17 protein-coding genes and 1 pseudogene are annotated in these 23,228 nt (G+C 73.2%); 14 read left to right on the plus strand and 4 right to left on the minus strand.

Annotation, left to right across the window (positions count from 1 at the left end; translation table 11 throughout):
* Positions 1-95: 95 nt before the first annotated feature.
* The 10 genes and pseudogenes from ACFXAZ_RS27260 to ACFXAZ_RS27305 all read left to right on the plus strand — a co-directional run.
* Positions 96-2,087 (plus strand): annotated as a pseudogene (locus tag ACFXAZ_RS27260) (MFS transporter); the annotation flags it as partial.
* Between the two features lie 279 nt (positions 2,088-2,366).
* Positions 2,367-4,871 (plus strand): SpoIIE family protein phosphatase, encoded by a 2,505-nt coding sequence (locus ACFXAZ_RS27265; protein WP_384596570.1) that lies wholly within the window; start codon positions 2,367-2,369, stop codon positions 4,869-4,871.
* Between the two features lie 136 nt (positions 4,872-5,007).
* The gene (locus ACFXAZ_RS27270) at positions 5,008-5,838 is read left to right on the plus strand and encodes a methyltransferase domain-containing protein (protein WP_384596573.1); all 831 of its coding nucleotides are present in this window, start codon (positions 5,008-5,010) and stop codon (positions 5,836-5,838) included.
* Between the two features lie 131 nt (positions 5,839-5,969).
* Positions 5,970-6,731 carry a class E sortase gene (locus tag ACFXAZ_RS27275; RefSeq protein ID WP_384596576.1) on the plus strand — a complete coding sequence of 254 codons (762 nt, stop codon included), beginning with the start codon at positions 5,970-5,972 and terminating at the stop codon, positions 6,729-6,731.
* A gap of 638 nt (positions 6,732-7,369) precedes the next feature.
* Positions 7,370-8,767: a DUF6531 domain-containing protein gene (locus tag ACFXAZ_RS27280; RefSeq protein ID WP_384596579.1), complete on the plus strand. Its 1,398-nt coding sequence runs from the start codon at positions 7,370-7,372 to the stop codon at positions 8,765-8,767.
* Between the two features lie 114 nt (positions 8,768-8,881).
* On the plus strand, positions 8,882-9,406 hold the full coding sequence (locus ACFXAZ_RS27285; RefSeq protein ID WP_384596582.1) for a hypothetical protein: 525 nt from the start codon (positions 8,882-8,884) through the stop codon (positions 9,404-9,406).
* A gap of 361 nt (positions 9,407-9,767) precedes the next feature.
* Positions 9,768-10,601, plus strand: coding sequence for a M55 family metallopeptidase (locus tag ACFXAZ_RS27290; RefSeq protein ID WP_384596585.1), 834 nt, complete (start codon positions 9,768-9,770; stop codon positions 10,599-10,601).
* Positions 10,594-11,898, plus strand: coding sequence for a M20/M25/M40 family metallo-hydrolase (locus ACFXAZ_RS27295; RefSeq protein ID WP_384596587.1), 1,305 nt, complete (start codon positions 10,594-10,596; stop codon positions 11,896-11,898). The genes ACFXAZ_RS27290 and ACFXAZ_RS27295 overlap by 8 nt, the downstream gene beginning before the upstream one ends.
* A 20-nt stretch (positions 11,899-11,918) precedes the next feature.
* Complete coding sequence (locus ACFXAZ_RS27300) at positions 11,919-13,874, plus strand: prolyl oligopeptidase family serine peptidase (protein WP_384596590.1); 1,956 nt, start codon at positions 11,919-11,921, stop codon at positions 13,872-13,874.
* Positions 13,871-14,812, plus strand: a complete 942-nt coding sequence (locus ACFXAZ_RS27305; protein WP_384596593.1) for an LD-carboxypeptidase — start codon at positions 13,871-13,873, stop codon at positions 14,810-14,812. The genes ACFXAZ_RS27300 and ACFXAZ_RS27305 overlap by 4 nt, the downstream gene beginning before the upstream one ends.
* A 359-nt stretch (positions 14,813-15,171) precedes the next feature.
* On the opposite strand, the gene ACFXAZ_RS27310 is transcribed toward ACFXAZ_RS27305, so the two are convergent.
* Positions 15,172-15,603 (minus strand): hypothetical protein, encoded by a 432-nt coding sequence (locus tag ACFXAZ_RS27310; RefSeq protein WP_384596596.1) that lies wholly within the window; start codon positions 15,601-15,603, stop codon positions 15,172-15,174.
* Positions 15,604-15,701: 98 nt separating this feature from the next.
* Here ACFXAZ_RS27310 and ACFXAZ_RS27315 point away from each other — a divergent pair, with 98 nt between their 5' ends.
* Positions 15,702-16,256 (plus strand): GNAT family N-acetyltransferase, encoded by a 555-nt coding sequence (locus ACFXAZ_RS27315; RefSeq protein WP_384596598.1) that lies wholly within the window; start codon positions 15,702-15,704, stop codon positions 16,254-16,256.
* On the opposite strand, the gene ACFXAZ_RS27320 is transcribed toward ACFXAZ_RS27315, so the two are convergent.
* Entirely contained in the window at positions 16,228-16,575 is a 348-nt protein-coding gene (locus tag ACFXAZ_RS27320; protein ID WP_384596600.1) for a DUF6204 family protein, read from the minus strand. The two genes, ACFXAZ_RS27315 and ACFXAZ_RS27320, sit on opposite strands and share 29 nt — an antisense overlap.
* 169 nt (positions 16,576-16,744) lie before the next feature.
* Here ACFXAZ_RS27320 and ACFXAZ_RS27325 point away from each other — a divergent pair, with 169 nt between their 5' ends.
* From ACFXAZ_RS27325 to ACFXAZ_RS27335, 3 genes are all read left to right on the plus strand, one after another.
* Positions 16,745-17,734 (plus strand): arginase family protein, encoded by a 990-nt coding sequence (locus ACFXAZ_RS27325; protein WP_384596602.1) that lies wholly within the window; start codon positions 16,745-16,747, stop codon positions 17,732-17,734.
* A gap of 106 nt (positions 17,735-17,840) precedes the next feature.
* Complete coding sequence (locus ACFXAZ_RS27330) at positions 17,841-19,688, plus strand: transketolase (protein ID WP_384596604.1); 1,848 nt, start codon at positions 17,841-17,843, stop codon at positions 19,686-19,688.
* Positions 19,689-19,879: 191 nt separating this feature from the next.
* The gene (locus ACFXAZ_RS27335; RefSeq protein WP_384596606.1) at positions 19,880-20,575 is read left to right on the plus strand and encodes a GvpL/GvpF family gas vesicle protein; all 696 of its coding nucleotides are present in this window, start codon (positions 19,880-19,882) and stop codon (positions 20,573-20,575) included.
* Between the two features lie 22 nt (positions 20,576-20,597).
* On the opposite strand, the gene ACFXAZ_RS27340 is transcribed toward ACFXAZ_RS27335, so the two are convergent.
* Together ACFXAZ_RS27340 and ACFXAZ_RS27345 are read right to left on the minus strand one after the other, a co-directional pair.
* Entirely contained in the window at positions 20,598-21,446 is an 849-nt protein-coding gene (locus tag ACFXAZ_RS27340; protein ID WP_384596608.1) for a methyltransferase domain-containing protein, read from the minus strand.
* A 143-nt stretch (positions 21,447-21,589) separates the two neighbouring features.
* Entirely contained in the window at positions 21,590-23,095 is a 1,506-nt protein-coding gene (locus ACFXAZ_RS27345; protein ID WP_384596610.1) for a bifunctional phosphatase PAP2/diacylglycerol kinase family protein, read from the minus strand.
* Positions 23,096-23,228 lie beyond the last annotated feature (133 nt).

Consider the following 23,228-nt stretch of genomic DNA (forward strand, 5'->3'; position numbering starts at 1 on the left):
CCGGCGATGACCAGGGCGGCGGCGCGGGGGCCGGGGGCGGGGGCGCCAGTTTGGCCGAGGTTACCTTCTCCCGCGGGTCCCGGGCAAGGGGGGGGGGCGGCCTGATGATCGGCGTCCAGGCGATCATCGCCGACATCGTGCCGCCCCGGGACCGCGGCCGGTTCATGGGCCTGATCGGCGCCGCCTTCGGTCTCGCGTCGGTGGCCGGGCCGCTGCTCGGCGGCTACTTCACCGACCATCTCTCCTGGCGCTGGTGCTTCTACATCAACGTCCCCTTCGGCCTGCTCACCATGGCCGTGGTCGCCGTCGTCCTCAAACTCCCCAAACCCACCGCGAAACCCCGCTTCGACGTGCTCGGCACGCTGCTGCTCGCCGCCGCCTCCACCTGCCTGGTCCTGCTGACCAGCTGGGGCGGCACCGAGCACGCCTGGGGCTCGCGCGTCATCCTCGCCCTCGCGGCCGGGGCGGTGCTCACCTCGCTGCTCTTCCTGGTCGCCGAGCGCTTCGCCGCCGAACCCCTCATCCCGCTGCGGCTGTTCCGCGACTCCGTCTTCAACGTCACCGCCCTGGTGGGCCTGGTGATCGGCGTCGCCCTCTTCGGCGCGGCCAGCTATCTGCCGACCTATCTCCAGATGGTCGACGGCGCCTCCGCCACCGAATCCGGGCTGCTGATGCTGCCGATGATGGGCGGCATCGTCGGCGCGTCGATCATCTCCGGACAGCTCATCAGCACCTCCGGCCGCTACCGCATCCACCCGATCCTCGGCAGCGTCCTGTCCGTGGCGGGCATGTGGCTGCTGTCCCGGCTGGAGACCGACACGCCCCGCTGGCAGTACAGCGTCTGGATGTTCGTCCTCGGCGCCGGCATCGGCATGGTGATGCCGGTCCTGGTGCTCGCCGTGCAGAACTCCGTACGCCCCGCCGACCTCGGCACCGCCACCAGCGCCAACAACTACTTCCGGCAGATCGGCGGCAGCGTCGGCGCGGCCGTCTTCGGCACGCTCTTCGCGAACCGGCTCACCGACGCCCTCGCCGACCGGCTGCCCGCACAGCCCGGCGCGGGCCTGCCGGACGCCGAGTCGATCACCCCCCAGGCCGTGCACGCCCTGCCACCGGCCCTGCGCGACGCCTACATCCAGGCGTACGCCGACGCCATGCCGAGGATCTTCCTGTATCTCGTGCCGGTGCTCGTCCTCGGCCTGCTCATCGCCTTCTTCCTCAAGGAGAAACCCCTCGTGAACAGCACCGCGCCGCACAGCGCCCCGACCGCCGGGACGGACGCCGCCGCCGTGCACGCCCCCGTCCCCGGCGCCCGTACGCCCTACGCCGCCGGAATCCCCGTCTGCGGCACCGTGCAGCACCCCGATGGCACCGTCGTGCCCCGCGCGGCGCTCACCCTCATCGATGTGGCCGGGCAGCAGATCGGCCGGGGCGCCAGCGGCGAGGACGGCCGCTACGCGCTCGCCACGCCCGGCACCGGCGCCTACGTCCTGATCGCCGCCGCCGGCGGCCACCAGCCGCAGGCCGTCTCCGTCACCGTCGGCGAACGCCCCGTCGAACTCGACGTCGTCCTCGGCGGCGCGGGCCGGCTCGCCGGTGCCGTCGTCACCGCCGACGGCACCCCGGTGCGGGACGCCACCGTCACCCTCACCAACGTGCACGGCGAGGTCGTCTCCAGCACCCGCAGCGGACGCGAGGGCGCGTACGTCATCACCGAACTCGTGGCGGGCGAGTACACCCTCGCCGCCAGCGCCCCCGCCTTCCGCCCGGCCGCCCTCCCCGTCACCGTCCAGGCCTCCCGCGAGACCCGCCAGGACATCGAACTCGCGGGCGGCGCCGTGCTGCGCGGCACGGTCCGGGCGAGCGGCGGACGGCCCGTCGAGGACGCCCGCGTCACCCTCCTGGACGCCGCCGGGAATGTCGTCGACACCCTCACCACCGGCCCCGACGGCGCCTTCCGCTTCATCGACCTCTCGTCCGGCGAGTACACCGTCATCGCCGCCGGGTACCCGCCCGTCGCGACCGTCCTCCAGGTCGCGGGCGGCGGCCGTACGGAACGGGACCTCCAGCTGGGGCACGAGGACTGAGGGCCTCCGGGTGCGGGCCGTCCCGACACGGCGGCCCCCGGCCTGCGGGCCGCCCGGACACCGAGGCCCTGGGCGTGCGGGCCGCCCGGACGCCGGCCCAGGGCGCGCGGGGCCGCCCGGACGCCGGCCCGGCCCGTACACGCCTCCGTGGCGCGAGCGCGTGCGCCGGAGCGGTTCCGTGCGGGGAATTCGCGCATTGACACACATCGTGAGCGGGCATCGCCGTACCGTGGTGGCGGGAACAGATCTTGTTCAGGCATGGGGGAGAGAGGCGGGGCCATGAACCGTGGCACCGACCGGGAGGTACCCGGCCGAGCGGCCGAGGCGGTGACGGCGACCGGCCATCCCGCGGCGACAGGCCATCCCGCCGCGACCGGCCATCCCGCTACCGGACGCATCCCCCTGGCCGTGGTCGTGATCGACCCGGACGGAGTGGTCTCCCACTGGAGCAGCGGTGCCCGCCGGATCTTCGGGGTCCCCAAGGAGGGCGCGATCGGCCGCCCGGCCACCGACCTGCTGCCCGTCTCCGGCGCCCTCGCCGAGGACGACGGGCGATCCGCCGCCGGGGACGCGGTGTTCGACGGGGACGGACCCAACGGACCCGACGGCGCTGACCTGGAGTCCTCGCTCGACGGGCGGCTCTCCTACCCGGCCGCCGGACGTGCCCGGCTCACCGTGCCCGAGGGCGGCCGGATCGATGTGCTGTGGTGGGCGTATCCGCTGGTGGGGCCGGGACCGCAGCGGCTGCTGGTGCTCGCCGCCGACGCGGGCCGGCTCGGCCGGGACCACACCGACGCGGAGCGCGTCGCCCCCGGCTTCGCCCTGCACACCGACTTCCCCGGCGCCGAGCTGCTCGCCCGCAGGCTGCCCGAGATCCTGCCCAGCATGAGCGTCCGGGAGAGCGCCCGGATCGCCTCCCAGATCCTCGAACTGGGCTATCCGGTCCTGGAGTTCAGCCGGCACGAACGGGTTCCCGTCACCCCCGACTGGGGCGTGCCCCGGCGCGCCGAGCGCCGCGCCCGGCGCGAGCGCGCCGAACGGGCCCGCGCACACGGGTTACCCGTACCCCGGCAGGACGCCGACGACGGCGAGGACCTGGAGTACGCGGCCGTACGCGAGCGGCTGGAGTTCCTCAACGAGGTGAGCGGGAAGATCGGCACCTCGCTCGATCTGTCCCGCACGATCATCGAGGTCAGCCGGGCCGTCGTACCGCGCTTCACCGATGTCGCCGGGACCTATCTGCGCGAACAGGTGGTGGCGGGGGAGGGGTTCCCCGACGGGGTGCCGGACACCACCACCATGTGGCACCGGGTGGCCGTCGAGCACACCGACGAGCCCGGCCGCTGGGACGACGTGATCCCCGTCGACGAGGCCATGCCGTTCCCCGCGCACACCCCCTTCTTCCAGTGCATGACCACCGGCGAACCGGTCCTGGTGCCGAGGATCAGCGAGGAGCTGGGACACGCCATCGCCTCGCAGTTCGAGAAGCGGGACATCCGGCCGCTGATCAACCACCGCTCGATGCTGGTCGTCCCGCTCAAGGCCCGCAATGTCGTGCTCGGCTTCATGGTGCTGCTGCGCCACCCCGAGCGCGAGGTCTTCGACGACATGGACCGGGTGACCGGTGCCGAACTCGCCGCCCGCGCCGGCCTCGTACTCGACAACGCGCGCATGTACACCTACCAGGAGAGCGTCGCCGAGACCCTCCAGGACAGCATGCTGCCGCACATCCCGCCGCGCATGGCGGGCTGTGACATCGCCACCCGCTATCTGCCCGGCACCCTGCTGGGCCGGATCGGCGGCGACTGGTTCGACGCGGTGAAACTGCCCGGCGCCCGCACCGCGTTCGTGGTCGGCGATGTGATGGGCCACGGCCTCAACTCGGCCGCCATGATGGGGCAGTTGCGCACCGCCGTACAGACCATGGCCGCGCTCGATCTGCCGCCCGCCCGGCTGCTGCGCAACCTCGACGACCTCGCCCAGCGGCTGGGCGACACCTATCTCGCCACCTGTCTGTACGCGGTCTACGACCCGATCGCGGGCGAGCTGTCGCTCGCCAACGCCGGGCACATCCCGCCCGTCGTGGTGCGCGCCGAGGACGGGCGCAGCGAACTGCTGGCGCTGCCGACCGGCGCCCCGATCGGCGTCGGCGGGGTGCCCTTCGAGGCGGTACGGGTACGGGTGGCGCCCGGCGACCGGCTGGTGATGTGCACCGACGGGCTGGTGGAGGTGCGCGGCGAGGACATCGGCACCGGCCTGGCCACGCTGTGCGAGTCCGCCGCCCACCCGGCCGCGTCCATGGACGCCGCCTGCGACACCATCATCCGCGCCCTGAACCCCAGTGGCGGACGCAAGGACGACGTGGCCCTGCTGATGGCCCGCCTGGCCGGCATCGAACCCGACGACGTGGCCGAGTGGCGGTTCACCGTGGACCCGTCCGAGGTGTGCCGCTCCCGCGCGGTGGTCCGCGAGCAGCTGCACGAGTGGGGGCTGGGGCAGAAGCTGATCGACACCGCCGAGCTGATGGTCAGCGAGCTGGTCACCAATGCCGTACGACACTCCCACCGCGGGCCGGTCGAACTGCGGCTGGTGCGCGGCGAGACCCTGCTGTGCGAGGTCGACGACGACGATCACGAGCTGCCGGGCCTGCTGAGCGCCAGGCCGCTGGACGACGAGGGGCGCGGTCTGCGGGTGGTGAGCACCCTGGCGCGCGAGTGGGGAGCGAGCCGGACCGGTGTCGGCAAGACGGTGTGGTGCGAACTGACCCTGCCCAGACGCCGGTAGGACCCCGACAGGCGTAAGGACGCCGGAGGCGTCGTGAAGGAATCGGCGCGACACTTGTAGCGCACTCCCGGGCGCGATATGACCGTACCCGACCGTTACTTACGGTGATATGGCCGCGCGTCCTGGGGAGTTGGGCATGAGTGTGACCTTGCGGTATCGGGAGTCCTGGGAAGGGTTCTGGCGGGAGGCGCCGGACGGACCCGGGGCGGTGTTCTGGGATGCCGAGCCCGTGCTGACCTCGGGGATGCATCTGGCGCTGTTCGAGCCGCGGATCGTGGACCCGGGGCTGCCGCTGATCGACCTGGGCTGCGGCAACGGTACCCAGACCCGGTTTCTCGCCGAGCGGTTCCCCCGGGTGCTCGGCGTCGATCTGTCGGCGGCGGCGCGGGCGCCCGCGCGGGGGCCCCCCCCCCCCCGGGGGGCGGGGGGACCGGGGGCGGGGGGCGCGCGCGCGGGGGGGGCGCGGGGGGGGGGGGGGGGCGGGGCGCCCCCCCCCCCCCCCCCCCCCCCCCCCCCGGCCGGGCAGGCGGGCTACCGGGTGCTGGACGCCGCCGAGCCCACCGAGGCGCGGGCGCTGCACGCGGAGCTGGGCGACGCCAATGTCTATATGCGCGGTGTGCTGCACCAGGCCGACCCCGGCGACCGGCAGGCGCTGGTGGACTCCATGGCCACCCTGGTCGGCGCGCGCGGGCGGGCCTTCGTGGTGGAGCTGGCGGAGGCCGCCGGGGGCGTCCTCAAGGGGCTGGCACAGAGTCCGTCCGGTCCGCCCGCCAAGCTCGCGCCCGTCTTCCGGCACGGCATAGCACCGGGGGAGGTGGCCGACGCGGCGGTGCCCGTGTATCTGGGTGCGGCCGGACTCACGGTCCTCGCCGACGGTGAACTCCCCCTGACCACCACGGAGTACGGGCCCGACGGCGCCCGTCTCGAACTGCCCTCGAAGTGGCAGATAGTGGGCCGGACGCCCTGACCGCCCACGCCGGGCGGCTCGTCTCGGGGCGCCGCCCGGCCGGGACCGGGCGCGGACAGCCGACGAACAGGTGTTCCACAGGCATCCGGCCGACCACCCGAACGGCGCAATCCGCGCCTATGCTCGTTCGTATGACCGCCAGGCGCAGTGTCACCGCCGCACTCGCCGCGGGCCTCACGCTCTTCCTCACAGGATGTGCCGACTCGGCCACGCCGAGTGCCTCCGCCTCCCTGTCCGAGCCCGCCGCGAGCCCCCCGCCCGCCTCCGCCTCCGCCTCCGTCACCGGTCCGGGCCCGAGCCCGACGGGCAGCCCCGCGTCCTCGTCCGCCGCCCCCACCCCGAGCCCGGACGCCGACCCCCGCACCGACTCCGCCGCACTGAGCATCCCCGAGATCGGCCTCACGGACCTGGAGATAGTCCCCTACGAGGGCACGACGGACGACATGCCCGGCACCGTCATCCAGAACGAGGGCGTCGGCGCCAGCCCCTACGGCGACGACGGCGGGGTCGGCCCCGGCGAGATCGGCAACTACCTGGTCACCGCCCACCGCCTGAGCGCGGGCGGCCCGCTGCGCGACCTCCCCGACCTCGCCGAGGGCGACACGGTCACCGTGGAGTTCGGCGGCGTGATCCACACCTACGAGATCACCGAGACCCGGGAGACATCCTTCCGGACCCCCAGCTCCCTGGAGGAGCAGCGGGCACCCGTCCCCGGCGAGCCCGGACGCACCCCCACCCAGGCCATGATCACCGTCTCCACCTGCGCCACGCCCGAGGACGACGCGGCCGGCAACTTCTGGCGGGACGAGATGGGCAACCCCGAACACCGCATCGACAAGATCGGCGTCCTGGTTAAGACGGCCACCGTTTCCGCCGCCGACCGGGCGTCCTGACGGGGGCGTATCCGTGCCCCTGTGCGCCGGAGGGTGACGAGGAAGGGCGGTCGCCCCGACCCCCTCACCCGCCCCGGCGAACTGCCCCCGCAGGACGGCTCCGGTCCCACCCGCCTGCCGACCGACCCCGAGCTGCCCGCCCCGGGCCCCGTGGAGGCGGCCGAGGCACCCGAAGCCGCCCCGCCGCAGGGCTTCGACGCGGAGCGCAGCGAGGAACTGCGCGGTGAGCGGGAGCGGACGTACCAGAACCCGGACGGCATGTACACGACCCGCTTCAGGCGAACGCCCCACCGAGTGGCGGTTCCCGCTGGCGCTGGAGGGGCTGACCGCTGGGCTCGACGGGCACGGCGGGGTCGTGTTCACCAACGCCGGGGGAACCACCCGGGCGTGGATGCAGGACTCGCGTCTGGCCCCCGACTCCAACGAAGGGGTGATCCCCTCCGGGGCCACCGACCGGCTGATCGAGGAGGCGGGCTGCCAGATCCTGGTCGTGGAGCTCGACGAGGAGTGGCTGTCCGCCCCCCCCAGCGGATCCTCCCGGTGCGGGTCGATCCATCGGTCACGTCCGTGGACGCCACCTCGGGCACCTATGTCGACTACTGCCGCAGCGGCCCGCGCACCGCCGAGCAGCAGTGGTCGTGCCCTCCGGCCGGCTGTCCTGGGGCAAGACCTACGCCTGGTACGGGTACGCCTACGACGGCACCGCCACCTCCGCCCGCCCCGGTGCCGCGCTGCTGACCACCCAGGTGCCGCAGCCCGCCGTGACCGGGCACCTCGGCGGCGCCGACGGCTCCACGGAGATCGGCCGCCGCGCGGGCAACCACGTCACCGCCGCCACCGATGCCACCGTCTCCACCGTCGGCCCGGAACTCGCCGTCACCCGCACCTACAACTCGCTCGACCCCCGCCGCGACGGCGCCTTCGGCACCGGCTGGTCCACCAACTGGGACATGCGCCTGCGCGAGGAGCCGGCCCTGTCCGCCGCCGTCGTCACCCTGGCCGACGGCTCCCAGGTCCGGTTCGGGAAGAACGCCGACGGCAGCTACAGCGGCCCGCCCGGCGGCTCCCTCACCCTCGCCCGCCAGTCGACCGACTGGGTGCTGCGGGAACGCTCCGGCGCCCAATACCGCTTCCTGGCGTCCGGCGTCCTCACCCGGATCACGGACGTGGCCGGCCGGACCCAGACCGTCACCCACCAGACGCCCACCGGGGGACCGGTGACGACGGTGACCGACGACCTGTCGGGCCGCTCGCTGTCCTTCGCCTGGTCCGGCGGCCGGGTCCAGTCGGTGACCACCAGCCCCGTCGACGCCAACACCCCCGGCCTGACCTGGACCTACCACTACACCGGCGACCTCCTGACGAGGGTGTGCCCGCCCACGTCCACCACCAAGTGCACGGTCTACGAGTACGGCACCGGCTCGGTCTACCGCAGCGGGGTGCTCGACTCGGCGCCCACCTCCTACTGGCGGCTCGGCGAGAGCGAGGGATCGGTCGCCGCCGGCGAGGCCGTTTCACGGACGGGAGTGAACGACGCGGTCCACCGTGACACCCAGCTCGGCGCCGGGTCCGCGCTGACCGGCACCGCCGACACCGCCGCCGGATTCGACGGCGTCGACTCGGTGGTCGAACTGCCCGCCGACACCCTGAAGAACGCGGCCTTCCCGACGATCGAGCTGTGGTTCAGGACCACCACGCCCGCCGGGGTCCTGGTCGGCTTCCAGAACACCGAACTGGGCGAGAAGCCCAGCTCCTGGCGGCCCGTCCTGAACATCGACGGCACCGGCAGGCTGCGCGGCGAGTTCTACCTCACCGGCAGCCCCGGAGCCACCCCGATCGTGTCGCCGCAGGCCGTGACCGACGGCCAGTGGCACCACGTGGTACTGACCGCCGCCGCCAACACCCAGTCCCTCCACCTGGACGGCGTCAGGGTCGGCACCCTGGCCGGGGCGCTCACCGAACAGTCCCGTGACTACGCCTATCTCGGCGCGGGCTACGGCAGCTTCCGTTGCGTAATCGTGCCGCACTTCATCTGATTGCAAATCAACGGGGGCACAACAACACGCTCCGAAATTGTCCCTACTGTCGGCTGAACTGCACCGCATACAATCGCCCCACTGGCGGCTATTCGTGCTCGGAAAGGTCATCGGGTGGAGATCTCTCGGTTCCATGACGTCATCGGCCCCCCGCCGCTCGGCGGAGATGTTCGGTCGGACTGGGGGCCGGTTGAAAGTAGGACGGGTCGCTCGCTGCCCGCCGACTACAAAGAATTCGTTTCAGCCTACGGGCCCGGCAGTCTAAACGGTCAGTTGTACCTGTTTCACCCCAGGGCTGCTGACGGTGAAAACGGGCTGCGACTTGAATTCCTGTGGCAGGAGGCTGGTTACGTCTATGAGCAGATGTCTCTCATCGACCCCGAGTCGGTTCCTTCTCCGGTTTATCCTTCGCATGGCGGACTCGTTCCCGTCGCCCGATCAATCTCTGGAAACCACGTCTTCCTGGCGCCTCCGGCTCACGCAGATGAGAACTGGTCGGTGGCTCTTGAAATGGGAGCCTGGGTATTTCTTCCCATGATGTTCACGGAATTCCTCTGGGCCGCGCTGCACGGGCGTCTGGAGGCCCCCATTCTGGAGGGTGAGCCGACGTTCGAGGCCGAGGGCGACATGGAACCCTGACGTGCTGGACGACCTGGCTGCTTTCTCCTTCAGCCGTGCGGTTCCCACGGCGGCTCCTACTTCCCGGGCACCGGGCGTGTGGTGCCGGCGCGGGCCACGGCGCGACCGTGAAGCCGGACACCTCGGATCGCGCCGGCGGCTCGCTCAGGGATTGCGGGCGGAGTGTCGGTGAACCCGGGCCGTCACGCTTTTCGGCGGGACGCGCGCGCTGTACGGGATGCGCCGCCGCGCGGCTTTTGGGTGGCGCGTAACGTGTGGCAGCGTGAAGATCTCCGGCGCTGTCGCTTGGTTCGTCGCGTGGTGTCGGGGAGTGTGGTCATCGGTTGACCACAGGTCTCTGACCAGCGAGAAGACAGGAACCATGAAGATCCTCATCAGTGCCGACATGGAGGGCGCCACCGGTGTCACCTGGCCGGCCGACGTGCTGCCGGGCACGCCGCAGTGGGAGCGGTGCCGCTCGATGTTCACCTCCGATGTCAATGCCGCCGTGCTCGGCTTCTTCGACGGCGGCGCGGATGAGGTGCTGATCAACGAGGCGCACTGGACCATGCGCAATCTGCTGCTGGAGCGGCTCGACGAGCGCGCCGAGATGCTCACCGGGCGGCACAAGTCGCTCTCCATGGTCGAGGGCGTCCAGCACGGTGACGTGGACGGCATCGCCTTCATCGGGTACCACGCCGGTGCCGGGGACGAGGGCGTGCTCGCCCACACCTACCTCGCCAACTCCATCACCGGCGTCTGGCTGGACGGTGTGCGGGCGAGTGAGGGGCTGCTCAACGCGCGGGTCGTCGCCGAGTATGGGGTGCCGGTGGTGCTGGTCACCGGGGACGACGTGGCCTGTGAGGACGCGCTGGGATACGCGCCCGGCGCGCGCAAGGTCGCCGTCAAGGACCATGTCTCGCGGTACGCGGCCGTGTGCCGTACGCCCGCCAGGACCGCCGCCGACATCCGGGGCGCCGCCAAGGAGGCCGTCGCGCTGGCCGGGCGGCACGAGCCGGTGAGCGCGGGGCCGCACACCCTGGCCCTGGAGTTCGACGCCGAGCATCTGGCGATGGCCGCCACCGTCGTGCCCGGGGTCGCCCGGTCCGGGGAGCGCAAGGTGGCCTACAGCAACCCGACCATGTACGACGCGATCCGTACGTTCAAGGCCGTCACGACCATCGTCTCGGCCGCCGTGGAGGAGCAGTATGGCTGACCGGCAGGCGAGGGACGAGGTGGTTGCCTTTACCTCGGAGCTCATTCGTATCGACACCACCAATCGGGGTGGCGGTGACTGCCAGGAGCGGCCCGCCGCCGAGTATGCCGCCGAGCGGCTCGCGGGGGCCGGGCTGGAGCCGGTGCTGCTGGAGCGCGTTCCCGGGCGGACCAATGTCGTCGCCCGCGTCCAGGGCAGCGATCCGTCCGCCGACGCGCTGCTCGTTCATGGGCATCTGGATGTCGTGCCCGCCGAGGCCGCCGACTGGAGCGTGCATCCCTTCTCCGGGGAGATCCGGGACGGTGTGGTCTGGGGGCGGGGCGCGGTCGACATGAAGAACATGGACGCGATGATCCTCGCCGTCGTCCGCTCCTGGGCGCGTGAGGGCGTCCGGCCCCGGCGGGACGTGGTGATCGCGTTCACCGCCGACGAGGAGGCCAGCGCCGAGGACGGCTCCGGCTTCCTCGCCGATCAGCACGCGGGGCTGTTCGAGGGATGTACCGAGGGGGTCAGCGAGTCGGGTGCCTTTACTTTCCACGACGGCTCCGGGCGCCAGATCTATCCCATCGCCGCGGGTGAGCGCGGTACCGGCTGGCTGAAGCTCACCGCGCGCGGACGCGCCGGGCACGGCTCCAAGGTCAACCGGGAGAACGCGGTGACCCGGCTGTCCGCCGCCATCGCCCGCATCGGCGCCCACGAATGGCCGCTCAGGCTCACCCCGACCGTGCGCGCCGCCCTCACCGAACTCGCCGCGCTCTACGGCATCGACCCCGACCTCGACGACATCGACGGGCTGCTCACCAAGCTGGGCCCGGCGGCCAAGCTGGTGGAGGCGACCGTACGCAACAGCGCCAACCCGACCATGCTCAGCGCCGGATACAAGGTCAATGTCATCCCGGGCGAGGCCGTCGCGTATGTCGACGGGCGGTATCTGCCGGGCGGCGAGGACGAGTTCCGTACGACGTTGGACGCGCTGACCGGGCCCGATGTGGACTGGGAGTACAGCCACCACGAGACGGCTCTCCAGGCGCCCGTCGACTCGCCGACCTTCGCGCGGATGCGGGCGGCCGTCCAGGAGTTCGCGCCCGAGGGGCATGTGGTGCCGTACTGCATGTCCGGTGGCACCGACGCCAAGCAGTTCTCCCGGCTCGGCATCACCGGCTATGGTTTTGCCCCCCTGAAGCTGCCGGAGGGCTTCGACTACCAGGCCCTCTTCCACGGTGTCGACGAGCGGGTGCCCGTCGCGGCACTGCACTTCGGCGTCGATGTGCTCGACCGGTTCCTGCGCACGGCGTAGGCGAGGGGGAAGACCACCACATGCGCACACTCCCGTACGGCTCCTGGCCCTCCCCGGTGGACGCGGCCCTCGCCGCCGCCCACGACGGGCACCCCGAGTACGTCGGCTTCGTCGGCGACGAGGTCTGGTGGACCGAGCCCCGCCCCACCGAGGGCGGCCGGCGCACCCTGATCCGCCGCCGCCCCGACGGCACCGCGGAATCCGTCCTGCCCGCGCCCTGGAACGTCCGCAGCCGGGTCATCGAGTACGGCGGACAGCCCTGGGCGGGGACCATGACCGGCGACGGGCCGCTCGTGGTATTCACCCACTTCGCCGACCAGCGGCTCCACCGCTACGAGCCCAGCGGCGAGCCCCGGCCGCTGACCCCGGTGTCGGCGGTCGGCGGCGGGCTGCGCTGGGCCGACCCGCGGATCCTGGCCGGCCGGGGTGAGGTGTGGTGCGTCCTGGAGGAGTTCACCGGTCCGGCGCCCACCGATGTACGCCGAGTGCTGGCCGCCGTACCGTTGGACGGGTCCGCCGCCCAGGACCGGTCGGCGGTGCGGGAACTCGTACCCGAGCGGCACCGGTTCGTCACCGGGCCCCGGCTGTCGCCCGACGGGCGGCGCGCGGTGTGGCTGGGCTGGGACCATCCCCGGATGCCCTGGGACGGGAGTGAGCTGATCCTCGCCGATGTGGCCGGGGACGGGACGCTGACCGGGGCGCGGACCGTCGCGGGCGGGCCCGAGGAGTCGATCGCGCAGGCCGAGTTCGCCGCCGACGGATCGCTGCTGTACGCGAGCGACCGCAGCGGCTGGTGGAACCTGTACCGCGACGGACGGCCCCTGTGCCCGCGCGAGGAGGAGTTCGGCGGGCCGCTGTGGAAGATCGGGCAGCGCTGGTTCGCGCCGCTGGACAGCGGGCCGGTCGCCGTCGTGCACGGCCGGGGCGCCGCCGCGCTCGGCCTGCTCGACCCCGCCACCGGCGAGATCGTGGACGCGGCCGGCCCCTGGACCGAGTTCGCGTCCACGCTGGCCGTGCACGGCGAGCGCGTGGTGGGCGTCGGCGCCGGTCCGCGCCGGGGGTACGAGGTGATCGAGCTGGACGCCCGCACCGGCCACACCCGGGTCATCGGCGCCCCCCACGAGGACGCCGTCGACCCCGCCCACTACGCGGAACCCGAGGCCAGGGTCTTCACCGGCCCCGGCGGACGCGACATCCACGCCCACCTCCATCCCCCGCACCACCCCGGGTACACCGCGCCCGACGGGGAACGGCCGCCCTACGTGGTGTGGGCGCACGGCGGGCCCACCGGCCGCAGCCCGCTCGTCCTCGACCTGGAGATCACCTACTTCACCTCACGCGGCATCGGCGTCGCCGAGGTCAACTACGGCGGCTCCACCGGATACGGGCGCGCGTACCGCGACCGGCTGCGCGAACAGTGGGGCGTGGTCGACGTCGAGGACTGCGCGGCCGTCGCCCTCGCCCTCGCCGAGGAGGGCACCGCCGACCGGGCCCGGCTCGCCGTACGCGGCGGCAGCGCGGGCGGCTGGACCACCGCCGCGTCCCTCGCCACCACCGACGTCTACGCCTGCGGCACCATCAGCTACCCTGTGCTCGACCTCACCGACTGGGCCACCGACGGCACCCACGACTTCGAGTCCCAGTACCTGGAGAGCCTGGTCGGCCCCTACGCCGAGGTGCCCGCCCGCTATGCCGAGCGCTCCCCGATCACCCACGCCGAGTGGATCACCGCGCCCTTCCTGCTGCTCCAGGGCCTGGACGACGTGATCTGCCCGCCCGCGCAGGCCGAACGGCTGCTGGCCCGGATGGCGGGCCGGGGCGTCCCGCACGCCTACCTCGCCTTCGCGGGCGAGGGCCATGGATTCCGCCGCGCCGACACCATGATCCGGGCCCTGGAAGCCGAACTCGCCCTGTACGCCGAGGTGTTCGGGCTGAAGCCGCCCGGCCTGACGACGACCCTGGAGCTGACCGAGTGACGGACCCGTTCCGCGTACGGGACCTGCGGCGGCCGGCGCGGCTCGCGCCCGGGGCCCGGGTCGCCGTCGTCGCGCCCAGCGGTCCCGTACCGGAGGAGCGCCTCCAGGCGGGCCTGGACGTGCTGCGCGGCTGGGACCTCGACCCGTACGCCCTGCCCCATGTCCTGGACCGCCACGCCGACTTCGGCTACCTGGCGGGCACCGACGCCGACCGGGCCGCCGACCTCCAGCGCGCCTGGTGCGACCCGTCCGTGGACGCCGTGCTGTGCGCGCGGGGCGGCTACGGCGTCCAGCGCATGGCCGATCTGCTCGACTGGGACGCGATGCGGGCCGCCGGGCCGAAGGTGTTCGTCGGCTTCAGCGACATCACCGCCCTGCACGAGGCGTTCGCCACCCGCCTCGGCCTGGTCACCCTGCACGGGCCGATGGCGGCGGGCGTCGACTTCATCAAGAACGCGCGGGCGCAGGAGCATCTGCGGGCGACGCTGTTCGCCCCCGAGACGGTCATGACGATCGCCTCCGGCGCGGGCGCGTTGGTGCCGGGCCGCGCCCGGGGCGTCCTGCTCGGCGGCTGCCTCTCCCTCCTCGCCGCCGAACTGGGCACCCCGCACGCCCGCCCCTCCGCCGCCGGCGGGCTGCTCTGCCTGGAGGATGTGGGCGAGGAGACCTACCGGCTGGACCGCTACCTCACCCAACTGCTGCGCGCCGGGTGGCTCGACGGCGTACGGGGCGTCCTGCTCGGGTCCTGGCACGACTGCGACCCCTACGAACGGGTACGGGTCATGCTCGCCGACCGGCTGGGCCCGCTGGGCGTCCCGGTCGCGGAGGAGTTCGGCTTCGGGCACGCCGCCGGGGCACTGACGATCCCGTTCGGCGTGACGGCGGAACTGGACGCGGGGGCGGGGACGGTGGCGCTGGGGGAACCGGCGCTGCGGTGACGCTGCCGCGGTCATTCCGGGTCCCGGCGGGCTTGCGGTTGTGGCGCCGGGCGGGTCCGCGGGGGCGGGTTGCTCGGGTGGGGTGGGTTCGGGGTGGTGGGAGTGCTCGGGGTGGGGTGGGTTCGGGGGGTGGGAGTGCTCGGGGTGGGGGTGGGTTCGGTGGGTCGGGTGCTCGGGGTCGGCCGGGGGCAGCGGGGCGGGTCACCCGCCGCAAGCGACGGAGATCCACCACCAGCGACGGAGATCCACCACCGGCGTCGCCTGGAGACCCTGCTGACATGGCTCGACAGCATGGGCTGGACCGGCCGTCCGGGGCCGGCGGACCTGGACCATGGTCAGGGCCGTCCGGGGCCGGCGACCTAGACCATGGTCAGGAGGTGGTCCGTGGGCGCGTAGTCGATCTTCCAGTCGGCGTAGATCCCGCAGAATCCGTCCTCGGCGCACCGCAGACCCAGGGTCACCCAGCGGACCGAACCGTCCCCGCCCAGCGAGAACGCGACCGCGGCCTCGAACTCCTCACCCCCGCACGGGCACCCGGCCGTCCCGGGCTCGTCGCCCTCCCAGAACTCCTCGTCCCAGTACTCCCCGCTGTCCGCGATGAACGCCCGCGCGCCGCAGCCCGCACACTCCCGCTCGGCGCCCGACGCGTTGACCAGCACGCGGAACACCCGGCCGCCGCACCCCGCGCACAGCGAACGGGAGATCCGCACCGGGCGGCCGTCGTCCGCGTCCCGGAGGAGCACCGCCAGGTCCGCCGGAACACCCTCGTCGATCCGATCATCAGCACGCACGGGCCCATCGTTCCAGACGCGACGGACAACGCCCCCGTGGACGTCGGCCGGTGACGCGGGCAGAGGCCCCGCTCGCGGGGCCGACGTACGCTGTCCGGATGCCGAACGACGCCTCCCGCCGGTTCCTCGCCGAAGGCCCCCACGTGGGCATACGTCCGTTCACCTACGACGACGGCGACGAGTTCACCGCGCGGGTACGGGAGAGCAGGCGACTGCATCAGCCGTGGCTGTTCCCGCCCACGACGCCCGCCGCGTACGCCGCCTACGCGGGCCTGCTGATAGAGGACCCGGCGAAGGCGGGGTTCCTGGTGTGCGAGCGGGACGGCGGGGGCATCGCCGGATTCATCACCGTCAACAACATCGTCCGGGGCGCCTTCCAGAGCGGTGCGGTCGCCTACGGGGCGTTCGCGCACACGGCCGGGCGGGGGCTGATGCGCGAAGGGCTCCGGCTGGTCGTCGACCACGCGTTCGGGCCGATGCGGCTGCACCGGCTGGAGATCAACGTCCAGCCCGGCAATACCGCCTCCCTCGCGCTGGCCCGTGGCGCGGGCTTCCGCCACGAGGGGTTCTCACCGAAGATGCTGTTCATCGACGGGGCCTGGCGCGATCACGAACGCTTCGCCCTCACCGTCGAGACGCGGCCTTCCGGTTGATCTTCATGGTGTCCAGATCCGTGACCGTCGACCTCAGCCGCGTGAATCCGTAACCGAGCCCGCGCAGCACGGTCTCCGCCCTGTCCTCCGCGATCACGGCGGCCATCTCCTCACCGTCCTCGGCGTCCGACACCACCACGAACCGCATCGAGAAGTGCTTCAGCGGCACCGGCTCGTACGACAGCGAACCCTCCTCGGTGAACCGCATGCTGCTCATCCCGTGCTCGGCCGCCTCGGCGACCAGCCGGGCCCGCGCCTCCTCGCCCAGACCGTCCCAGGTACCCCGGACGATCACCCGGTAGGTGTGCCGTTCACTCATGCGCCGCAATCCTCCACCAGTCGCTGTCTGCCGAACCCGCCGACTGTACGTCGCCGTGGGCCGGTCGCACGCGGAATTTCGCCCCGCGCCACCGGGCCGCCCGCTGTCCCGCCCATCGGCGCCCGCATCCCCATTGATCCCCCGACCCCCGTCACCGAGGATGGCCCGCATGCGGAACATCGTGGTCGTCGACGCCCCTTCCAACCTGGGCCTGCGCCCGCCGGAGCCGGGGACCGTGCCGGGCTGCCACAAGCTCGCCGGTGCCCTGCGCGAGCAGCGGATCGTGCGGAGGCTGCGGGCGCTGGAGGGCGGAGTGGTGGTGCCGCCCCGCTACGACCGGGGGGACTGGCAGGAGGGCGACGGGGTGTTCAACGCCGCCGCCCTCGCCGCCTACACCCGCAAGCTCGCCGACCGGATCGAGCATCACGTGCGGGCCGGGGATTTCCCCCTGGTGCTCGGCGGGGACTGCTCGATCCAGCTCGGCGCCTCGCTCGCGCTGCGCCGCCTCGGCCGGTACGGGCTGGCCGCGCTGGACGCCTCCGCGGACTTCCGGCACCCGGGCAACTCCGACCGGATCGGCGCGGCCGGCGGTGAGGAGGTCGCGCTCGCCACCGGGCGCGGCCAGGCCGACCTCACGGACCTGGAGGGGCTGCGGCCCTATCTGCGCGACGAGGACGTACGGTTCTTCGGCATCCGGGACGAGTTCGACGACGACCGCTCCGAACTCGCCGCCCTGAAGATCCCGGTCGTCACGGTGGGTGACGTACGGGAGTGGGGTGCCGACGCGCTCGCCCGTGCCACCGCGCAGGCCTTCGAGATCCCCGAGATCGAGGGGTTCTGGGTGCATCTGGACGCCGATGTGCTCGACCCGGACGTCATGCCGGCCGTCGACAGCCCCGATCCGAACGGGCTGCTGCCCGAAGAGGTCGTCGCCCTGCTGCGGCCGTTGCTCGCCTCCCCGCACTGCGTCGGCCTCAACGTGACGATCTACGACCCCGACCTGGACCCGGAGGGCACGGCCGGGGCGCTGCTGGCCGACATCGTGGTCGGCGGCTTCGGGGACTTCGAGGACTTCGAGGACTTCGAGGGGTCCGAAGGGTCCGAAGGGTCCGAAGGGTCCGAAGGGGCCGGGCCGTCTCCGTCGAGGATGATTTCGTAGGTTCCAGGGTGTTTGTTCCGGTGTCGGATGGGCACGCGGAGGGTTCCGTGGGCGGGTGCCTGCCCGAGGGCGGGGTCCGTTCGCCCACCGACCCGGAGGGAGCGCGATGAACACCCAGGAACTGGCCGAGCTGGGCCAGCAGCTGCGCGTCGACAGTGTGCGGGCCAGCGCCGCGGCCGGCTCCGGGCATCCGACCTCGTCGATGTCCGCCGCCGACCTGATGGCCGTACTGCTCGCCGAGCATCTGCGCTACGACTTCGATCACCCCGGCCATCCCGGCAACGACCGCTTCATCCTGTCCAAGGGGCACGCGTCGCCGCTGCTGTACGCCGCGTACAAGGCGGCCGGGGCGGTCGACGACACCGAGCTGCTCACCTTCCGTACCCTCGGCAGCCGGCTGGAGGGGCATCCGACGCCCCGGCGGCTGCCCTGGGTGGAGACGGCCACCGGCTCGCTCGGCCAGGGGCTCCCGGTCGGCGTCGGGATCGCGCTCGCCGGGAAGCGGCTGGACCGGACCGGCTACCGGGTGTGGGTGCTGTGCGGGGACAGCGAGCTGGCCGAGGGTTCGGTGTGGGAGGCCGCCGAGCAGGCCGCGTACGAGCATCTCGACAATCTCACCGCGATCGTGGACGTCAACCGGCTGGGCCAGCGCGGCCCCACCCGGCACGGCCATGACCTGGACGCCTACGCCCGCCGGTTCGCGGCGTTCGGCTGGCACACCGTGGAGATCGACGGGCACGACGTGACCGCGATCGACCGGGCCTACGCCGAGGCCGAGGCCGTCAAGGGACAGCCGGTCGTGGTGCTGGCCCGCACCCTCAAGGGCAAGGGCGTCCAGAGCGTCCAGGACCGCGAGGGCCTGCACGGCAAGCCGCTGCCCGACCCCGAGCACGCCATCGCCGAACTGGGCGGCCCGCGCGCCCTGCGCGTCCAGGTCCACGCGCCCCCGCCCGCACCCGTCCCGCACCCCGGCTTCCACGGCACCGGCGACGCGCCCCGCTGGGAGCGCGGCGAGGACGTGGCCACCCGCGACGCCTACGGCAGGGCGCTCGCCGCCCTCGGCGGGGCCCGCGGCGATGTCGTCGTCCTGGACGGCGAGGTCGGCGACTCCACCCGCTCCGAACTGTTCGCCAAGGAGTTCCCCGACCGCTACTTCGAGTGCTACATCGCCGAACAGCAGATGGTCGCCGCCGCGGTCGGCATGGCCGCCCGGGGCTGGATGCCGTACGCGGCCACCTTCGCCGCGTTCCTCACCCGCGCCCATGACTTCGTGCGGATGGCGTCGATCAGCGGCGCCGGGATCAATCTGATCGGCTCGCACGCCGGGGTGTCCATCGGGCAGGACGGGCCCTCCCAGATGGGCCTGGAGGACCTGGCGATGTTCCGGGCCGTGCACGGCTCGACCGTGCTCTACCCGTGCGACGCCAACCAGACCGCCCACCTGGTCGCCGCCATGGCCGACCTCGAAGGCGTGCGCTACCTGCGCACCACGCGCGGCACCACCCCGGTGATCTACGGCCCCGGCGAGCGGTTCCCGATCGGCGGCAGCAAGGTCCTGCGCTCCTCCGACGCGGACCGGGTCACCGTCGTCGCCGCCGGGATCACCGTCCCGCAGGCCCTGGCCGCCGCCGACACCCTCGAACGCGACGGCGTCCCCGTCCGGGTGATCGACCTGTACTCGGTCAAGCCCGTCGACCGGCCCACCCTCCAGCAGGCCGCCAACGACACCGGGTGCCTGCTCACGGTCGAGGACCACCACGAGGAGGGCGGCCTCGGCGACGCCGTCGTGGACGCCTTCCTCGACGGCGGCCCCGTCCCGCGCCTGGCCCGGCTGGCCGTCGACACCATGCCGGGCTCGGCGACGCCCCAGCAGCAGCTGCGCGCCGCCGGCATCGACGCCGACGCGATCACCGTCGCCGTACGCATGCTGGTGGAACAGGCGGTGCTGCCGTGAGCACTGCGACAGGAGTGAGCACTGCGACAGGAGTGAGCGCTGCGACAGGAGTGAGCGCTGCGGCATGTGGGATCGCTGCGGCAGACGTGAGCGCTGCGACGCGTGTGCGCGCCGCGACAGGTGTGCGCGCCGCGACAGGTGTGCGTGGCGTTGCGGGACCCTGAGCGGGTAGGTCCCCAGCGGGAGGTCCCATGACCACATCGCGGTACGTGTACGCCGTCTGCCGGCCGTTCGGCGCGGCGCTCCAGGCCCAGCTCACCGGGGTCGGGGGCGACCCGCCCCGGCTGCTGCGCCACCACGGGCTGGTGGCCGTCGTCAGCCATGTGCCGACGGCGGAGTTCGACGAGGAGCGGCTACGGGCCGGGGAGGCGGACGACGACTGGCTCGCCGGTGTCGCCCGTGTCCACCAAGGCGTGATCGACGCGCTCACCACCGTCACCACGCCCCTGCCGCTGCGGCCCGCCACCGTCTTCCGCGACGACAGCGCCGTACGCCTGATGATCGAGCTGCGCGAGGACGAGTTGCGCCGCACGCTCGACCGGCTGGAGGGGCATGTGGAGTGGGGCGTGCGGGTGTATTCGGCGGGCGGCGGCGACGCCGACACGGCCGAAGGGCCTGCGGATGCGGAAAAGGGTGAGGAATTCTCCGTACGGCTGCACGCGGCCCTCTCCGAGCGGGCCGATGATTCGCACGCCTATCCGCTGCGCAACAAGGCGCCCGGCGGCACCGGAGGCCGCAACTGGCTGAACGCGGCCTATCTGGTGCCCCGGGCGCATGCCGAGGAATTCGTGGAGATCGTGGACCGGGCGAAGGACGCGGCGCCGGGGTTCCTGGTGGAACTCACCGGTCCGTCGGCGGCCTATTCCTTCGCCGTCGAGGGCTCGTGAATCGCGGGTGACAGCGGCCCCCTCAACCTGTTCCGGCCGCCGTCGGTACCCGTCCGTCCGTTCGGCAGAGGATCTCGCCGTGCAGCACGCAGAACCAGCCGTCCTCCCGCTCGCCCCACGCGCGCCACGCCCCTGATACGGCCCTCAGCTCGTCCTCGGTGGCCTGGCCGCCCTCGGTCGCCCGCCGCGCGTACGCGGAGGCGAGGGTGCGGTCGGCCCACAGTCCGCTCCACCAGGCGCGCTCCTCGGGCGTGGCGAAGGTCCAGGTGCCGGACGTGGCCGTGATGTCGGTGAGCCCGGCGGCCAGCGCCCAGGACTTCAGCCGCCGCCCGGCGTCCGGCTCGCCGCCGTTGGCGCGGGCCACCCGCCGGTACAGGTCCAGCCAGTCGGCGAGGCCCGGCGAGGCCGGGTACCAGGTCATCGCCCCGTAGTCCGCGTCGCGCGCGGCGACGATCCCGCCGGGCACGGTGACCCGGGCCATCTCGCGCAGCGCCGCCACCGGGTCGCCGACGTGCTGGAGCACCTGGTGGGCGTGGACCACGTCGAAGCTGCCGTCGGGGAAGTCCAGGGCGTGCACGTCCCCGGTCGTGAAGCCGACGTTGGTCAGCCCGCGTCCGGCGGCCGTGGCACGGGCCTGGTCCAGGATGCCCGGCGCGTGGTCGAGCCCGGTGACCCGACCCTCGGGGACCAGCCCGGCGAGGTCGGCGGTGATGGTGCCGGGGCCGCAGCCGATGTCCAGGATCCGCAGGCCCGGCGTGAGCGAGCCGAGCAGATACGCGGCCGAGTTGGCGGCGGTCCGCCAGGTGTGCGACCGCAGCACCGACTCGTGGTGGCCGTGGGTGTAGACGGCGGTCTCGCGCGCCTTCGGCATGGCTGAGCACCTTCCGGTCGTAGGTCTTCCGGTCGTAGGTCTCCGACTCCTTTCCACGCTACGCCGCATGTCGAATGTTGAGACTGTCTGTCTTTGTATATGGACTGACGGAGTGTCGGCCGCCCGCTGTCGGCTCTCCGTTCTCAGCCGTCGCCCTGGCCCGGGGTGTGCGGCCGGTACACCACCAGGGCGTTGCGCTGCTTGCTCAGGGTCAGCTCGCCCTCGACCTCGGTGACCTCGCCGTCGTACGCCAGCAGTGTGCCGGGCGGGACATCGGTCAGGCGGAGCGTGCCGACCTGGACGGCGGCATGGGCGGGGGAGCGGGTGAGCGGGCCCGCGACGGCGGTGGCCAGCAGCCGCAGCGCGGGATGCCGGCCGCCGTGCACGACCCGTACGTCCAGCCGGCCGTCGGCCAGGTCCAGCCGGCGGCCCGGCACCAGGCCCATCCGGTGGTACGTGCCGTTGCCCGCGAACAGCAGCCACATCGGGCGCACCCGACCGCCGAACCCGGCCAGCAGCGGATGCCGGTCCGCGCGCAGCACCCGCGCCGCCGCCACCACCCCGGCCGGCCAGCCGCCGATCCGGCGCGACCAGCGGTCCCGCTCCCGCACCAGCTCCGGATAGACGCCCAGGCTGCACGTGTTGAGGAAGATGCCCTCCCCGCCGCCGCTGGTGAACCGCCCGATGTCCACGCGCACCGCCTCACCGCCCTCGACGGCCCGCCCCAGCGCGCGGGCGTCCTCCACGCCCAGGTCGAGCGCGAAGTGGTTGAGGGTGCCGCCGGGCAGCACGGCCAGCGGCAGACCGTGCCGCAGGGCGACCCGCGCGGCGGTGTTCACCGTGCCGTCGCCGCCGCACACACCGAGCACCCGGGCGGTGGCCGCCGCCCGCTCCAGCTCGGCGGCCACCTCGTCCGGCGCGCACTCCACGATCCGCGCCCGGGGCAGCACGTCCCCCAGCCAGCGCGCCCGGTCCGCGGTGCCCGACGCCCGGTTCACCACCAGGGTCAGCCCCTCGCCCTGCGGCAGCGCGGGCGCCGCGGCACGCGGATGGGCAGGGCGTACGGCATGCGCGTGCGGCGGCACCAGGGCCCGTACGACGAGGGCGGCGCCGACCCCCAGCGCGGCGCCCGTGAGGACATCGCTCGGGAAGTGCACGCCGGTGTACACCCGCGACATCGCCACCGAGTACGCGACCGGCGCCACCACCGCGCCCCACGCCGGGGACTCCATCGCCACCCCGGCCCCGAAGGCCGCCGCCGAGGCCGCGTGGCCGGACGGGAAGGACGTGGTGACCGGCTGCCGCTTCAGCCGCCGTACGGCCGGTACCGGACCGAGCGGTGGACGCGGGCGGCGCACACTGCGCTTGCCGACCGTGTTGATCGTCGCCGAGGCCAGGGCCAGCGACACCAGGCCCCGCGCGGCGGCCCGGCGGCCCCGGGGGGTGCGGCTCGCCGCCATGGCCGCCGCCGTCGCCCCCCACAGCACCCCGTGGTTCGCGAACCGGCTCAGCCGGGGCAGCACCCGCTCGGCGTAGGGCCATTCCCGTTCGGCGGCGAACTCGAAGAGCCGGGAGTCGAGCGCGAGCAGCCGGTCGCGCAGGGCGTGGCGTCCTGGGAGCGGAACGGTGAGATCCACATCTGGGTTCATGGGTCACGGTTACCCTGAAGTGGCCCTCGGCGTCGCCCTTCGCGGCGCGGTTCGCGTCACAGTTCGTTTCGGGCGGGGAGCTGCTTGGGTCCGTCTTGGGTCCATTGAGGACCGTCCGAAGCCGTCCGGGGAA

The organism is Streptomyces sp. NPDC059477, from assembly GCF_042749375.1.
Taxonomy (GTDB): Bacteria; Actinomycetota; Actinomycetes; order Streptomycetales; family Streptomycetaceae; genus Streptomyces.

Coding starts and splice junctions, on each gene's coding strand:
- ACFXAZ_RS27265 (WP_384596570.1), top strand. CDS start 2,367: ATGAACCGTGGCACCGACCGGGAGGTACCCGGCCGAGCGGCCGAGGCG.
- ACFXAZ_RS27270 (WP_384596573.1), top strand. CDS start 5,008: ATGAGTGTGACCTTGCGGTATCGGGAGTCCTGGGAAGGGTTCTGGCGG.
- ACFXAZ_RS27275 (WP_384596576.1), top strand. CDS start 5,970: ATGACCGCCAGGCGCAGTGTCACCGCCGCACTCGCCGCGGGCCTCACG.
- ACFXAZ_RS27290 (WP_384596585.1), top strand. CDS start 9,768: ATGAAGATCCTCATCAGTGCCGACATGGAGGGCGCCACCGGTGTCACC.
- ACFXAZ_RS27295 (WP_384596587.1), top strand. CDS start 10,594: ATGGCTGACCGGCAGGCGAGGGACGAGGTGGTTGCCTTTACCTCGGAG.
- ACFXAZ_RS27300 (WP_384596590.1), top strand. CDS start 11,919: ATGCGCACACTCCCGTACGGCTCCTGGCCCTCCCCGGTGGACGCGGCC.
- ACFXAZ_RS27315 (WP_384596598.1), top strand. CDS start 15,702: ATGCCGAACGACGCCTCCCGCCGGTTCCTCGCCGAAGGCCCCCACGTG.
- ACFXAZ_RS27320 (WP_384596600.1), bottom strand. CDS start 16,575: ATGAGTGAACGGCACACCTACCGGGTGATCGTCCGGGGTACCTGGGAC.
- ACFXAZ_RS27325 (WP_384596602.1), top strand. CDS start 16,745: ATGCGGAACATCGTGGTCGTCGACGCCCCTTCCAACCTGGGCCTGCGC.
- ACFXAZ_RS27330 (WP_384596604.1), top strand. CDS start 17,841: ATGAACACCCAGGAACTGGCCGAGCTGGGCCAGCAGCTGCGCGTCGAC.
- ACFXAZ_RS27335 (WP_384596606.1), top strand. CDS start 19,880: ATGACCACATCGCGGTACGTGTACGCCGTCTGCCGGCCGTTCGGCGCG.
- ACFXAZ_RS27340 (WP_384596608.1), bottom strand. CDS start 21,446: ATGCCGAAGGCGCGCGAGACCGCCGTCTACACCCACGGCCACCACGAG.
- ACFXAZ_RS27345 (WP_384596610.1), bottom strand. CDS start 23,095: ATGAACCCAGATGTGGATCTCACCGTTCCGCTCCCAGGACGCCACGCC.